Raw genomic sequence first — 14,403 nt, forward strand, 5'->3', positions numbered from 1 at the left:
CAATCGTGGCTGCGGACGGTCCGCAGCCACGACTTTCACAGGGTGAGGCGGGGGCTTCATGGAGAACCGGGCGATATTCTCAGGCAGGCTGCTGGCCTGTCTCCTGGTGTTCCCGCAGCTTGCAATCTCCCTGATCTTCTTCTACTGGCCGGCCGCGCAGGCCCTCTGGCAATCCTTCCTGGTGCAGGATGCCTTCGGGCTCTCGACCGAGTTCGTCTGGTTCGAGAACTACGTCAACCTGCTGAAGACGCCCGAATACTATCACGCGGTCGGCACCACGTTCCTGTTCTCGCTGCTGGTCGTGTTCTTCTCGCTTGCGATCGGCCTCCTGCTCGCCGTGATGGCGAACCGCAACATTGCGGGCGTGCAGATCTATCGCACCTTTCTCATCATTCCCTACGCAGTCGCGCCTGCGGTCGCGAGCGTGCTGTTCATCTTCATGTTCCAGCCCGGGCTCGGCATGATCGCGCGCGCCCTGCAGCGTAACGGCATCGACTGGAATCCGGTGCTCAACGGCACGCATGCCATGATCCTCATCGTCATCGTCGCCGTCTGGAACCAGATCAGCTACAATTTCCTGTTCTTTCTCGCCGGCCTGCAGTCGATCCCCAAGAGCGTGATCGAGGCCGCCGCGATCGACGGCGCGCGGCCGATGCGGCGGTTCTGGACCATCGTGTTCCCGCTGCTGTCGCCGACGACGTTCTTCCTGATCGTCGTCAACATCACCTACGCCTTCTTCAACACGCTCGGCATCATCGATACCGCGACCGAAGGCGGCCCGAACGGCTCCACCTCGACGCTCGTCTACAAGGTTTTCCTGGACGGCAAGGCCGGCTCCGACCTCGGCGGCTCGGCCGCGCAATCCGTGATCCTGATGATCATCGTCATCGCGTTGACCGCGATCCAGTTCCGCTACGTCGAAAAGAAGGTCCATTACTGACAATGGTCGAGCATCGACGATTTGGAAATCTGTTGCCGCACCTGGTGCTGATCGCCGGCGTGATCGTGGTCGCGTTCCCGGTCTATCTCGCGATCATCGCCTCCACCCACGACAACACCGTCATCGCCAACGGCCAGATGCCGCTCTATCCGGGCAGCCACGGGCTGGAGACCTACTGGAACACCATCATGTCCGGCACCGGCAGGACCACGCGCGAGCCGGTCGGCAGCATGCTGGTGTCGAGCTTCATCATGGCGGTCGGTATCGCGGTCGGAAAGATCGCGATCTCGATCATCTCGGCCTATGCCATCGTGTTCTTCAACTTCCCGTTCCGGATGGCGACGTTCTGGACCATCTTCATCACGCTGATGCTGCCGGTCGAGGTTCGTATCTTCCCGACCTACAAGATCACCTCCGACCTGCACATGCTGGATTCCTATTCCGGCCTGATCCTGCCTCTGATCGCATCGGCGACCGCAACGCTGCTGTTCCGGCAGTTCTTCATGACGGTGCCGAAGGAGCTGGTCGAGGCCTCGAAGATGGACGGGGCCGGGCCGATCCGCTTCTTCTTCGATACGCTGCTGCCGCTCTCGGTGACCAACATCGCCGCGCTGTTCGTGATCCTCTTCATCTACGGCTGGAATCAATATCTCTGGCCGCTGCTGATCACGACGCGCGACGACATGCAGACCATCGTGATCGGCATCAAGAAGATCATCGATGTGAAGGACGCACTCACCGAATGGTCGGTCGCGATGGCCACCGCGGTGCTCGCGATGCTGCCGCCGGTGCTGGTCGTCGTGCTGCTGCAACGCCTGTTCGTCAAGGGCCTGATCGAAACGGAGAAATAGGCCCATGGCCAATGTGACACTGCGCGACGTCCGAAAGGCCTATCCCAACGGCTTCGAGGCCATCAAGGGCGTCGACGTCGACGTGGCCGACGGGCAGTTCTGCGTGCTGGTCGGCCCGTCGGGCTGCGGCAAGTCGACCCTGCTCCGGATGGTCGCGGGGCTCGAGACCATCACCTCCGGCGAGATCGACATCGGCGGCCGTGTCGTGAACCAGGTCGAGCCGGCCGACCGCGACATCGCGATGGTGTTCCAGAACTACGCGCTCTATCCGCATATGAGCGTGTTCAACAACATGGCTTACGGCCTGCGCAATCGCGGCATGAAGGAAGCCGAGATCAAGACCCGCGTCGAGGAGGCCGCGCGCATTCTCGAGCTCGGCACGATGCTCACCCGCAAGCCGGGACAACTCTCCGGCGGCCAGCGCCAGCGCGTCGCCATGGGCCGCGCCATCGTGCGCCAGCCGAAGGTGTTCCTGTTCGACGAGCCGCTCTCCAACCTCGACGCCAAGCTGCGCATCGCGATGCGGGTGGAGATCCGCAAATTGCAGCGCCGGCTCAACACGACGTCGATCTACGTCACCCACGACCAGCTCGAGGCAATGACGCTCGCCGACGTTCTGGTCGTGATGAATGGCGGCCAGGTCGAGCAGGTCGGCAATCCTCTCGCGATCTACGAGAAGCCCGCGACGACCTTCGTCGCCTCCTTCATCGGCGCACCGCCGATGAACCTGATGTCGACGCGCGCGGATGAGATCAGGTCGCAGCTCGGTGGCGCTGACGACGCCGGCATCCTCGGCATCCGTCCCGAAGATTTCGTCATCACCGACCAGACGCCAACAGGCGGCGTCGCACTCGCTCTTACCGTGGAAGCAATCGAGCGCGTCGGCGCAGAGACTTTCGTCTACGGCTCGCGCGCCCATGACGAGCAGCGCGTTGCGGCCACCCCGGGCGAGTTGCCGCCCGGCGAGGTCATCGTCCGCATCCCCGGAACCGAGGCGCCCGCCATCGGCCAGAGGATCCGTGTCGCCGCAGTCCGCGCCAAGCTGCATCTGTTCAGCGGTGACGGCCGCAGGCGGATCGAGGCCTGACCGGTTCTGAAAGACCGCGCCGACCCGAAACGAGAAAACAACCCCAAGCACAGTAGACGGGGCACTGTTTTCATTGGGATAAATCGCACGACAAATTCAGCATCGCTGCGCGACGCCGGAAGCAGTGAATCCACAGCCCCCGCTACGTGCTTGAACCCGCACGGGGATATGCCCATATTGCTGACCAAGGGGTGCCTTGATCGGGCCCCGAAACACCAAAGTCGCTTTCCGCGAGGACTTTGTAAACTATGTCTCGTGTTCCCACGCTTTCCAGTCCGTTCCTTCTGGGCTTCGACGAAATCGAGCGCGTGCTCGATCGCGTCGTCAAGGGCGCCGACGGCTATCCTCCCTACAATATCGAGAGATGCGGCCAAGCGGACGGCCAGCCCGAGCGCTTGCGCATCACGCTGGCGGTCGCCGGCTTCACCCGCGACCAACTCGATGTAACCATTGAGGAAAACCAGCTCGTCATTCGCGGGCGGCAGCAGGACGACAAGACCCGGCAATACATCCATCGCGGCATCGCCGCGCGCCACTTCCAGCGCACCTTCGTGCTGGCGGAGGGGATGCTGGTGCTGGGTGCGGATCTGAAGAACGGGTTGTTGTCGATCGACCTGGCCCGGCCAGAACCGGAGAGGATCGTTAAGACAATCGCTATCAATGAGCACGAATAATGGAACGAGTAGCGGACTCGACCGCTTAGTTTCTGTGAAGGAGTCGAGACCATGAGTGAAGGTCACGTTGTATTCGAACACGAAGCCAGGAACGCCTCGCCCGAGACGCTGGCGAACCTCGGCGAAGGCCACATCGCCTATGTGAAGCAGATCCGCTCCGAAGATGTGCCCGGCCTGTTCCCCGAAGCCCCGAAGATCGCGCCCGGCCTCAAGCTGTTCGCGCTCCACGCCGCCGACGGCACGCCGATCATGCTGACCGACAGCCGCGAAGCCGCAGTCGCCAACGCCTGGAGCAACGAGCTGCAAGCGGTGAGCGTGCACTGAGCGCGACGCACGTCGCACGAAGAGAGATTTGGCGGGCATGCCTTCGCAGGAAGGCGTGCCCGTTTTCATTTGTGAGGTGGTTTTTTCGCGTCGCTATCGCGGGCCAACGGGAATTCGGCGATGTCCCTGCCCGCATGCGGGGCGGCCTCGGCCCATGCGCGCACGGGACCGTCATCAATCCGTGATTTGACAGTTCCTTCATATTTGTCAAATCTGACAAAATGCAGGCCAAGGCTCCTCCCCAGGACCGTATCCTCGACGCCGCCATGCGCGTGTTCCGGCGCCACGGCTTCCGCCGCTCCTCGATCGAGCAGGCGGCGGAGGAAGCCGGGCTGACGCGGCAGGCGCTCTATCATCACTTCGCCTCCAAGGAGGCGCTGTTTCGCGCCGTGCTCGAGCGGCTCTACGAGCGGGGGCTCGCTGCCGAAATCGCGGCAGCGAAGGCGGCGGAAGAAGCGGGCCTCGAGCTTGCCGACATCCTGGTCGCCGAGATCGGCGCGCGGATGCAGTCGCTGCTCGCTTCGCTCAAGGACTCGCCCCATACCGAGGAGCTGTTTTCCGAGCACCTCGCGCAGGCGCGCGACCTCTACCAGAGCTATGCCAACCGCTTCGCCGACGAGATCGCAACCACGATCGCGCGGGTGTGCCGCAAGCGAAAGCTCACACTCCAAAGCGGCGTCAGCGTGCGCGAACTCGCGCGCTGCGTCGAGATGGCGGTCCACGGCACCAAATCCGCTTTCCCTTCCATGCAGCCGCTCGACGCGTTCCTGAAACAGCTCGAGACCATGCTGCGCATGTTGATCGCCGGCGCGATGGCGCCCCTCGCGAAGAAGTCCCCACGCAAAACGGGAGTTCGAAAATGACCACCACGACCATCAATGGAAGGCCTTTTGCGCTCCCCGACGATCCGGATGCGCTCTTGATCGACGTGATCCGCGATGGCGGCCTCACTGGCACCAAGCTCGTCTGCGGCTCCGGCGTCTGCGGCGCCTGCACCGTGCTGCTCGACGGCACGCCCGTCGTGAGCTGCCTGCTGCCGGCGCAGGCGGCCGCCGGCAAATCGCTGACGACCATCGAGGGCATAGGAAGCACCGGATTGCATCCGGTGCAGAAGGCGTTCATGGCGCACGACGCCCTGCAATGCGGCTTCTGCACGCCCGGCTTTGTCGTCGAAGCCACCGCCTTCCATGACGGCTGGCGCGCGAGCAAGGGCGCGGCGACACCCTCGCGCGAGGAGATCGCCGCCGCGCTGTCGGGGCATCTCTGCCGCTGCGGTGCCTATGAAGGCATTTTTCGCGCTGTGGCGGAGGCTTGTTCAGGCCGCTTCGACGGCAATGATCCCATCCCGCCGCGGCTGGAAGCCCGCGACAAGGTGACGGGGCTGGCCCGCTACACCGTCGACATCCACCATGACGGCCAGCTCGAAGGCGTCATCCTGCGCGCGCACGTCGCGCATGCGAGGATCACCGGGCTTGATCTGGCGCCGGCGCGCGCCGTTGCCGGTGTTGCCGCGGTGGTTCCGCTGCTCGACGATGACAACATGATCCGCTTCGTCGGCGCACCGATTGCAGCCGTCGCGGCCAAGGATCGCCGCACGGCACTCAAGGCCATCGCCGCGATCACCTTCAGGCCCGAGCCTTTACCCGCGGTGATCGGGCTCGATGCAGCGCGACGCGACGATGCGCCCGTCGTGTTCGAGAAGAAGGACCGCAAGCGTGCCGGCAACGTGTCCGAGGGCGCCGGCGGCGCTCCGGTGTCGTGGAAGGGCAATGTGCGCGGGCCTTCGGCGCCGTTCTCGCAGAAAGCCAAGCAGGCCAGGAGCTGGCTTGACGAGGCGCGGGCGCAACGCAATCCGCTGCTGGTCGAGGAAACCTTCCGCGTCTCGACGCAACAGCACGCAAGCCTCGAACCACATGCCGCCGTGGCCAGGTTCGATGGCGATCAGCTCACCGTGCACATCTCGACCCAGGCCATTCACGAGAGCATGGAGAAGATCGCCAAGCGTTACGGCCTTCCGCACGACAAGGTGCGTGTGATCGCCGATCATGTCGGCGGCGGATTCGGCTCCAAGGGCAGCGTCGGGCTGGAGACCATCGCCGCGATCGAGCTTGCGCGCGCCGCGAAGGCGCCGGTGCGTGTCGCCTTCGATCGGGAGGAGGAGCTTTCCGTCACCGGCTATCGTCCGGCCGCCGAGCTGAAGCTGTCCCTGCTGCCTTCGCCGGAGGGCCGCCTCAAGGCGCTGTCGCTCACCGCGCATGCCGACACCGGCGCCGCCGTGAATTCGCTGATCGCCGGCCTGGCGCGGCTGATCTATCCGGCCGAAGCAAAAGAGCTCGTCGACTTCGACGTGCTCAGCAATTTGCCGCCCGGCGCACCGTTCCGAGGACCCGGCGGTCCGCCGATGTCGTTTGCGCTGGAGCAGGCGGTCGACGAAGCGGCGCTGCGCATGAAGGTCGATCCGATTCAGCTGCGCAAGCTCTGGGACCCGGATCCCAACCGCCAGCGATTGTACGACTGGGCCGCCGGCCTCGACGTCTGGAAGAGCCGCAAGCCGGCCGCCTCGCAAGAAGGCCGCTACCGGCGCGGCGTCGGCGTCGCCACCGGCTACTGGCTCTATCTCTGGCAGACCGGCTCCTCGGTCGAACTCGCGGTCGAGGGCGGCCGCATCGTCGCAAGCTGCGCGGTACAGGATATCGGCACGGGCACGCGCAGCGTGATCGCGAACACCGTCGCGAAGGCGTTCGATCTCGAGCCGCAGGATGTGGAAGTTCGTATCGGCCGCTCCAACCTGCCGCCCGGACCGGGCTCCGGCGGCAGTCGCGTGACCGCCTCGGTGGTGCCGCCGACCTTGCTCGCCATCGACAAGCTGAAAGCGGAAATCAAGCGCACCGCGTCTCGCACACCTGCTCCGGGCTCGAACGCGCCGTGGCGCGAGATGATCGCGGCTTCTCCCAACATTGCCGTGTCGGCGAGACGCCAGGAGGACGGCAAGCCGCCGCCCGGCGTCAGGCCCGCGCTGCACGAGGCGGGCATCATGGGCCGGGTGTTCGGTTGGGTGCTGCGCCTGATGAACCACATGGTGGTCGGCGCCGGCGTGCCGAGCTCGGTGCAGGTGATGGAAGTCGAGGTCGATACCTGGCTCGGCCATGTACGCGTGCTCAACGCCTATACGGGCCTCGCGATCGGCAAGCTCGCCGCGCCGACGCTGGCGCGAAGCCAGGCCGCAGGCGCGGTGATCCAGGGCATCGGCTACGCACTCTATGAAGCGCGGGAGACCGATCCCTTGAGCGGCCACATCCTGAGCGGCAGCATGGAGGATTACCGCATTCCGGGGATTGCCGACATGCCGAAACTGGACGTGCATTTCGACGAGGCCGGTTTCGAGCATGTGCCGGGCGGCAGCGTCGGCATCGGCGAAGTCGCCACCGTGCCTACCTCCCCGGCGATCGCCAACGCCATCCGCGATGCGATCGGCGTGAGGCTGACCGAAATTCCGTTCCGGCCAGATCGTCTGGTGGCCGCGCTGAAAGGGAGGGATGCAGCATGAGTGTCGGCGTCATGACCGCCAACCCGACTGTCGAGCCCACGCCTGAATTCCGCGCCGGGGGCACCGACTTCAGCGAACGCCGCCGCAGCGGCGTGTCGCAGGGAACGCTGATCGACATCTCGGCCACCGGCGACAAGGCGATCACCTGGGACGCCGATGGAGCAGCCCGGATCGGCGCGCTCAACACCATCGCCACGATCGCGACGGACGCGCGCATCGCAGCTGCCTATCCCGGTATTGCGGCGAGTGCGCAAGGCCTCGCCACGCCGCAGGTGCGCCATGTTGCAACGCTCGGCGGCAATCTCGCGCAGCGTTCGCGCTGCTGGTATTTCCGCCGGGCCGACATCGATTGCCTGAAGAAGAGCGGCAGCACCTGCCCTGCCCGATCTGGCAATCACCTCTACGGCGTTGCCTTCGATCTCGGGCCTTGCGTCGCGCCGCATCCCTCGACCATGGCAGCGGCTCTGCTCGCCTATGATGCGACCATCACCACGGATCGGCGCGGATTGACGATCGCCGGCCTGCTCGGCGATGGCTCGGTCTCGCACGCCGATCATACACTCGAAGCAGGCGAGATGATCAGGAGCATTGACCTTCCTGCTCCGCTCGAAGGCGAGCGCGCTTCCTACAAGCGCGCGATCAGCCGGAGCTATGCGGAATGGCCGCTGGTGGAGCTCTGCGCCCGCGTCGTGATCGCCGACGGCAAGTTCCAGCTCGTGCGTCTCGCGGCCGGCGGCGTCGCGCCCGTGCCGCTTCGCCTCACCGCCGCGGAAGTCGCGCTTCATGGCAAGACTGCCAACACGGCATCGATCGCAGAAGCGGCGAAAGCGGCGATCTCGGGCGCCAAACCGTTGCCGATGACGGCCTACAAGCTCGATCTTCTGCAAGGGCTGGTGCGCGACGTGCTGGAGCAGCTTTTGGACTAGCTGGTCGCGCACGTGGCACCCCGTCACGCTCTAGACTAACCGCCTGAGCGGCCCGCCAGCCGCGCACGGATGTCGGGCTTCAGCACCTTGCCGACCTTGGAGCGCGGCAGATCGTCCCAGACCTCGATCTGCTTCGGTGTCTTGACGCTGCCGATCCGCTGCTTGACGAACGCCGCCAGCGCCGCCGCATCGACGCGCTGGCCGGCGCGGGGCTGCACCACGGCGACGATCCGTTCACCCCATTTCTCGTCCGGAAGGCCGATCACGGCGCAATCCTGCACCGCCTCGTGCGCCCGCAGCGCGTTCTCGACCTCGATCGAATAGACGTTGAACCCGCCGGTGATGATCATGTCCTTGGCGCGATCGACGATATAGAGGTAGCCGTCGCCGTCGATGTAGCCGATGTCACCGGTGTGGTGCCAGCCATGCGCGGAAGCCTCCGCCGTCGCCTCCGGGTTCTTGTAATAGCCCTCCATCACCAGCGAGCCGCGGACCACGATCTCGCCGCGTGCGCTTGACGGCAGCAGATTGCCCTCGCCATCCATGATGCCGGCCTGCACCAGCGGGCTGATCCGCCCGGCCGAAGCGAGGCGCTCCATGGCGATGGTGCCATCGGCATTGTAATGCTCGCCAGGTGCCATCATCGAGATCATCATCGGCGCTTCGGTCTGGCCGAACAACTGCGCCATCGGCCCGATGCGCTGGAGCGCCTCCGCAAGCCGCGTCGCCGAGATCGGCGCAGCGCCGTACCAGAAGCATTGCAGCGATTCGAGGTTGGCGGAGTCGAGCCGGGGATGATCGAGCAGCATGTAGATCACGGTCGGCGGCAGGAAAGTGTGCGTGACCTTGTAGCGTTCGATCAGGTCGAGGAACTCGCCGATATCGGGGTGATGCATGATCACGATGCGGCCGCCGAGCGCCATGATCGGGAAACACAAGACACCGGCGGCATGCGTCAGCGGCGCCAGCGCGAGATAGACCGGGCGGCCCCTGAAGGGATAGCCCATCAGCGTCAGTGCGGTCATAGCCTCGATGTTGCGGCCCGACAGCATGACGCCCTTCGGCTTGCCGGTGGTGCCGCCGGTGCCGGGAATCATCGCGAGATCGCCGACCGTCTCGCGTTGATAGGGATCCTCAGCGAGGCCGGTGAGCCAATTGTCGAACGAGGGCGCGAAGGGCAACTCGGCATCGAGGCAAACGAGGACGCGCAGCTTCGGCAGCTCCGCACGCACCGCCTCGACCATCGGCGCGAAGCTTGAATGAAACAGCAGCAGGCTGCAGTCGAACTGATCGAGGATGATGCGGTTTTCGGCCGCCTCGTTACGCGGATTGACCGGGCACCAGACCGCGCCCGCGCGGGAAATGCCGAACACGCAGGCAAACGCGACCGGATCGTTGCCGGAGAGGATCGCAACCTTCTCGCCGGGCGCGATCCCCGATCGCGCGAGCCCGCGCGCGATGCGGTAACTCAAACGCTGCACTTCGCGATAGCTGAGATCGCGCCCGTCCATGGTAAGGCACGGCGCATCGGCGCCGAGCGAGGCACCTTTGTCCAGGTAATCGATGAAGCGCATGGTCGCCCCCGAAGCATCGTGATGTTGGCTGGACACGTTCCGCGGCGAAGGTCCACCTCTCCCTTGGGAGAGGTCGGCGCCCAGCGCCGGGTGAGGGTTTACGGTCTCTCGTTGAGCCGCGGCCCCTCACCCGATTTGCTGCGCAAATCGACCTCTCCCCGATGGGGAGAGGTAAAGAACGATCGCTCGCGTCTCCTAATCGTGCACAGTGAGAATCGGCTTGCTGACCAGGCCAAAACTGCGCAATTGCCCGAGCAGTTCGTGGTGACCGAACGCCTGGCAGCCGGAGGCGAAGCCGACGCGCCTGGGCGGCTGCTGCAGCAGGTGCGCCGCGGCATAGGCCTGCAGCAAGCCGGTTTGCTTGTAGTTGCTGTTGCCGTTGATGACGCAGTGCGCGCGCCCCAACGGGCCGGAGGCGTGCACCGAATCCAGCGACTTGTTGACGCGCGGGTTCTCGCGCGGCGGCATGGTGTTCATGACGCCGGCGGCGGTCTGCGCCAGCGCGGCGTAGCGGTCGTCGGGGTTCATGTCCTTGGTCGCATCAAGCGCGGCGGCAACGATCTGCGGCACGCCCAGCATCAGCGCGCGGTTGAACACGCCGCCAAGCACCTTCACATTGGCCACGCGCGGGTCGCGCTTGAACCACACCGGATGCGAGGTGCCGCCCCAGGGCAGCGCCAGTGCCAACTCGTGCTGGCCGGGGATGGCGAGGTTGTAGAGGCCGGCATCCACCTGATGCTCGACATATTTGTTCTGCTCCAGATAGTAGGCCTTGGCCATCGCGGCGTTGACCAGGATGGTCTGCGTCGATGCGATGGTCGGGCTGCCGCCCCAGAACACGGCGATATCGAGCGTATCGAGGCCTGGAGTCTCCAGGCATAGCTGCGCGGCGATCTCGCCGGTGGTGTACATCTGCGCGATGCCGGGCGCGAGCAGCAGGCCGGCATTGGCGAACTTGGTGCCCCACTCCTGCTCGAGCGTGATCAGCCAGTCCTGCTCGCCTGTCGTGTCGGTGTAGTGGCATCGGGACGCCCAACACGCCTGCACCACCTCGCCACCGAACTTGGCGAAGGGGCCCACGGTGTTGAGCACCACCGAGGCGCCGTTGAACAACTCCGTCAGTGCGCTCACGGTGTGCGGCACTTCCACCACCTGGTAGTCGGCGGTCTCGATGCCGGGCACGTTGGCCTTCATCGCGGCGTTGAGCTTCTCGGCGCTGCGCCCCGCGGCGATGAAGGGGATGTTGTATTCGCGCAGATATTCGCAGACCAGCCGGCCGGTGTAGCCGGACGCGCCGTAGACGATGACGGGCTTCTTCGCGCTCATTGCGTTCCTCCGAAGTGTTCGTGGTTCGGTTCTTTGCTCACATGCCCATGCCGCCATCGACCGGCAGTCCGATGCCGGTGATGAAGCGTGCCTCGTTCGAGCACAGGAACACCGCGGCACTGGCGATGTCGCCGACCTCCGCGAGCTTGCCGAGTGGAGTCTGCTCCACCACCGAGCCGACCGCGGCGTTGACGTCGGGCGCAAGACCGATCTTCACGATGTCGTTGGCGAGCTGCAGGCCCATGTCGGTCGGGATCAGGCCGGGATAGATGCAGTTGACGCGCACGCCGAAACCAAGCTTGCCGGCTTCCATCGCGCCAACCCGCGTCATGCGGTCGACCGCGGATTTGGTGCCGGAATAGACCGCGATGCTCGGAAAGGCGATCGTCGCCGCGACGGAGGCGATGTTGACGACAGCGCCGCCCTTGCCGGCCGGTCCGCCCGGCCGCATCGCACGGAAGGCGTGCTTCATGCCGAGCACGGTGCCGACGATGTTGACGTCGCACATCCGCCGCGCGTCCTCGGCCCTGACCTCCGAGATCAGCGAGGTGATCTCGATGCCGGCATTGTTGATCAGGATGTCGTAGCCGCCGAGGGTGGCGATCGTCGCAGCGGCCGCTTTCTCCCACTGCGCATCGTCGGTGACGTCGAGATGCACGAAGCCGGTCTTCACGCCGAGCCTTGCGATCTGGCCGGCACTGTCCCTGCCGACATCATCGAGGATGTCGCCGATCATGACCGCCGCACCGGACCGCGCCAGTGCCTCCGCGATTGCAGCTCCTATCCCGCGGGCTCCGCCGGTGACCAGGGCTTTGCGGCCATCAAGACTCTTCTCACTCATCGCACGTCCTCCCTTTGCTTGGACTGATCTGTTGGACTGATCTCTTCGCTGATGATCGGTGCGTGCTGCGATCGGCAGCACGGTGCCGGCGCAGTGCGCAACGGCATGCGAGTCCGTTCCGGCGGCGCGGCGCCGGTGGGTGCATTTCCTCCATTGGCTGACGTCTTGACGACTGTCCAAATTCTTGACGCGCACCCTCCTCCCGGAACTTGACAGTTGTCAAGGTAAAAATTTGACAGTTGTCAAAGAGGATGGTCTGTAGAGATGACAGATCGTGGTGACCAAGAGACCGGAGACAGCGCAACGATGGCGCGGCAGGCGACAGGAGCGGCGAAGCGAGAGGCCGTGGCGGAGATCGTGCGGGACGACAAGTTCAACGCGCGACGCATCGAGCTTGCGGAGGCCGCGTTGGAGACGCTCGGAGAGCTCGGCTTCGCCCGCACCAGCCTGCGCGAGATCGCGCAGAACTCGGCGTTCACGCACGGCGTGTTCCACTATTATTTCAGCGACAAGCTCGATCTCATCTGCTGCTGCGTGCGCCACTACAAGGCGAAGTGCGTGACGCGATACGACGAGGTCGTCGCGACGGCTACGAGCCGCGACGAATTGACGGAGGGTTTTCTCGCGAAGCTCGCGGCAACGCTGCAGAACGAAGCCCGCATGCACCGGCTCTGGTACGATTTGCGCTCGCAGGCGATGTTCGAGGCGGCATTTCGCAAGGACGTGCTCGAGATCGACAAGAGCCTGGAAGCGATGATCTGGCGCATCGCCTGCCGCTATGCCGAGCTCGGCGACAGGCGGCCGGCGTCGTCGCCAGCCGCGCTCTATGCGCTGTTCGACGGTCTATTCCAGAGTGCGCTGCTCAAGCACCTCGCGGGTGACAAGACGGCTGTCCCCGAATTGCTCGACGAAGTCCGGCGTCTGCTGCCGACGGTCTGCTGACGCGCGGGAGCGGCGTCCACGAAGGCGTGGCTGAAAACTTCAGTCCGGGAATGGCCGCGGTGAATGCGAGGCTTTACGCCGCGGTCGCCGGCGGCAGGGCCAGCACCGAGTAGATCGCCTGGGCGTCGCGCGAGGCGCGCAGCTTCTTGGCGATGTCCTGGTCGCGCAAGAGACGGGCGATGCGGGCGAGCGCCTTGAGGTGATCGGCGCCGGCGCCTTCGGGGGCAAGCAGCAGGAAGACGAGATCGACCGGCTGGCCGTCCATCGCCTCGAAATCGATCGGACGATCGAGCCGGGCGAACAGGCCGAAGATCTTCTCGAGCTTGGGCAGCTTGCCGTGGGGAATGGCGACACCGTAGCCGACCGCCGTGGTGCCGAGCTTCTCGCGCTGGAGCAGCACCTCGAACACGGCGCGCTCATTCTGGCCGGTCAGCTCGGCGGCCTTGGCCGCGAGTTCCTGGAGCGCCTGCTTCTTGCTGTTGACCTTCAATGCCGGGAGAATCGCCTCGGGTGCGACCAGATCGGTAATCGGCATGGAAGTTTTCCGAGGTGAATTAAACCGTCAGGTTCCGAATTGGCCGGCTCGATCGGATCGAGCCCGGCCGGCGTCAAGAAGGTCAAGCAGAAGGGGGACTTAGCCCCGGTCTTGATGTGGGGCGCTTCTACTCCAACGCAATCCCGGTGCCAACTGCTGCGTGCGGCTTTGCCCCGGCATTGTTAAGACCTGTGGTTGATACGGGGATACCCCTTCCGCCGGCCTAACCGCCTGATTTGTCACCCGGCGGGTCGATCCAGCCGACATTGCCGTCCGCCCGGCGGTAGATGATGTTCACCCGGCCCGACGAGCCATGCTGGAATACCAGGCAGGGTGCCCCGCTGAGGTCGAGTTCCATGACGGCTTCGCTGACCGAGAGCTGCTTGAGCGACGTCGTCGCTTCCGCGATGATCACGGGGCTGTAGCCGGTCACCTCCTCCTCGTCGTCCCCCTCGCCGGGGGCCTCGAGCACGTAAGCCGTGGCGTCCAATGCGGCCAGCGCCGCGGAGGCGACATGGGCCTTGCGGGCCGAGCGATCCTTGAGCCGGCTCTTGTAGCGCTTGAGCCGCTTCTCGATCATGATCAGCGCCTGATCGGCGCTGGCATAGGCATCCTGCGCATTCGAATCGGCCTCCAGCGTGATGCCGGAATCCAGATGCAGCGCACAGTCGGTGCGGAAACCGAAGCCGTCCTTGCTGAGCGTGATGTGGCCGGAATAATTGCCGTCGAAATACTTGCGCAGGACCTCTTCGGTCCGGTCGGTGACGCGGCCGCGGAGGGCCTCGCCGACGCTAACGCTCTTGCCCGAGATCCGAAGAGTCATGTGATGCCTCGCT

The 14,403-nt window shown here is 65.0% G+C and carries 14 protein-coding genes; 9 read left to right on the forward strand and 5 right to left on the reverse strand.

Going from position 1 to position 14,403, the window contains the following annotated elements:
- The first annotated feature begins 58 nt into the window (after positions 1 to 58).
- The 8 genes from ugpA (at position 59) to QY049_RS31250 (ending at position 8,349) form a co-directional block, all read left to right on the forward strand.
- Positions 59 to 940 carry a sn-glycerol-3-phosphate ABC transporter permease UgpA gene (gene ugpA, locus QY049_RS31215; protein WP_194478702.1) on the forward strand — a complete coding sequence of 294 codons (882 nt, stop codon included), beginning with the start codon at positions 59 to 61 and terminating at the stop codon, positions 938 to 940.
- Positions 941 to 942: 2 nt separating this feature from the next.
- Positions 943 to 1,791 (forward strand): sn-glycerol-3-phosphate ABC transporter permease UgpE, encoded by an 849-nt coding sequence (ugpE, locus tag QY049_RS31220; RefSeq protein WP_194478703.1) that lies wholly within the window; start codon positions 943 to 945, stop codon positions 1,789 to 1,791.
- 4 nt (positions 1,792 to 1,795) lie between these two features.
- Complete coding sequence (locus QY049_RS31225; RefSeq protein ID WP_258764390.1) at positions 1,796 to 2,878, forward strand: sn-glycerol-3-phosphate import ATP-binding protein UgpC; 1,083 nt, start codon at positions 1,796 to 1,798, stop codon at positions 2,876 to 2,878.
- A 248-nt stretch (positions 2,879 to 3,126) separates the two neighbouring features.
- Positions 3,127 to 3,552, forward strand: a complete 426-nt coding sequence (locus tag QY049_RS31230) for an Hsp20 family protein (RefSeq protein WP_008141238.1) — start codon at positions 3,127 to 3,129, stop codon at positions 3,550 to 3,552.
- A gap of 51 nt (positions 3,553 to 3,603) precedes the next feature.
- Positions 3,604 to 3,876, forward strand: coding sequence for a DUF1150 domain-containing protein (locus QY049_RS31235; protein WP_194465218.1), 273 nt, complete (start codon positions 3,604 to 3,606; stop codon positions 3,874 to 3,876).
- A 221-nt stretch (positions 3,877 to 4,097) separates the two neighbouring features.
- On the forward strand, positions 4,098 to 4,739 hold the full coding sequence (locus tag QY049_RS31240) for a TetR/AcrR family transcriptional regulator (RefSeq protein WP_258764391.1): 642 nt from the start codon (positions 4,098 to 4,100) through the stop codon (positions 4,737 to 4,739).
- Positions 4,736 to 7,423 carry a molybdopterin-dependent oxidoreductase gene (locus QY049_RS31245; protein WP_258764392.1) on the forward strand — a complete coding sequence of 896 codons (2,688 nt, stop codon included), beginning with the start codon at positions 4,736 to 4,738 and terminating at the stop codon, positions 7,421 to 7,423. The genes QY049_RS31240 and QY049_RS31245 overlap by 4 nt, the downstream gene beginning before the upstream one ends.
- Positions 7,420 to 8,349 (forward strand): xanthine dehydrogenase family protein subunit M, encoded by a 930-nt coding sequence (locus tag QY049_RS31250; protein WP_258764393.1) that lies wholly within the window; start codon positions 7,420 to 7,422, stop codon positions 8,347 to 8,349. Before QY049_RS31245 ends, QY049_RS31250 begins: the two co-directional genes overlap by 4 nt.
- 35 nt (positions 8,350 to 8,384) lie before the next feature.
- Here QY049_RS31250 and QY049_RS31255 read toward each other — a convergent pair whose 3' ends face one another.
- From QY049_RS31255 to QY049_RS31265, 3 genes are all read right to left on the reverse strand, one after another.
- Positions 8,385 to 9,923 carry an AMP-binding protein gene (locus QY049_RS31255; RefSeq protein ID WP_258764394.1) on the reverse strand — a complete coding sequence of 513 codons (1,539 nt, stop codon included), beginning with the start codon at positions 9,921 to 9,923 and terminating at the stop codon, positions 8,385 to 8,387.
- A 195-nt stretch (positions 9,924 to 10,118) separates the two neighbouring features.
- The gene (locus tag QY049_RS31260; protein WP_258764395.1) at positions 10,119 to 11,249 is read right to left on the reverse strand and encodes a DUF5938 domain-containing protein; all 1,131 of its coding nucleotides are present in this window, start codon (positions 11,247 to 11,249) and stop codon (positions 10,119 to 10,121) included.
- Positions 11,250 to 11,286: 37 nt separating this feature from the next.
- Positions 11,287 to 12,090, reverse strand: coding sequence for an SDR family NAD(P)-dependent oxidoreductase (locus QY049_RS31265; RefSeq protein ID WP_258764396.1), 804 nt, complete (start codon positions 12,088 to 12,090; stop codon positions 11,287 to 11,289).
- 264 nt (positions 12,091 to 12,354) lie between these two features.
- Here QY049_RS31265 and QY049_RS31270 point away from each other — a divergent pair, with 264 nt between their 5' ends.
- Complete coding sequence (locus tag QY049_RS31270) at positions 12,355 to 13,032, forward strand: TetR/AcrR family transcriptional regulator (RefSeq protein WP_246755666.1); 678 nt, start codon at positions 12,355 to 12,357, stop codon at positions 13,030 to 13,032.
- Between the two features lie 73 nt (positions 13,033 to 13,105).
- Here the strand turns inward: QY049_RS31270 and ptsN are convergent, their stop codons facing one another.
- Both ptsN and raiA read right to left on the reverse strand, forming a co-directional pair.
- Complete coding sequence (ptsN, locus tag QY049_RS31275; protein ID WP_063681444.1) at positions 13,106 to 13,567, reverse strand: PTS IIA-like nitrogen regulatory protein PtsN; 462 nt, start codon at positions 13,565 to 13,567, stop codon at positions 13,106 to 13,108.
- Positions 13,568 to 13,790: 223 nt separating this feature from the next.
- Positions 13,791 to 14,390: a ribosome-associated translation inhibitor RaiA gene (gene raiA / locus QY049_RS31280; RefSeq protein WP_194478711.1), complete on the reverse strand. Its 600-nt coding sequence runs from the start codon at positions 14,388 to 14,390 to the stop codon at positions 13,791 to 13,793.
- Positions 14,391 to 14,403 lie beyond the last annotated feature (13 nt).

It is taken from the genome of Bradyrhizobium sp. WYCCWR 13022 (assembly GCF_030435535.1).
Lineage (GTDB): Bacteria > Pseudomonadota > Alphaproteobacteria > Rhizobiales > Xanthobacteraceae > Bradyrhizobium.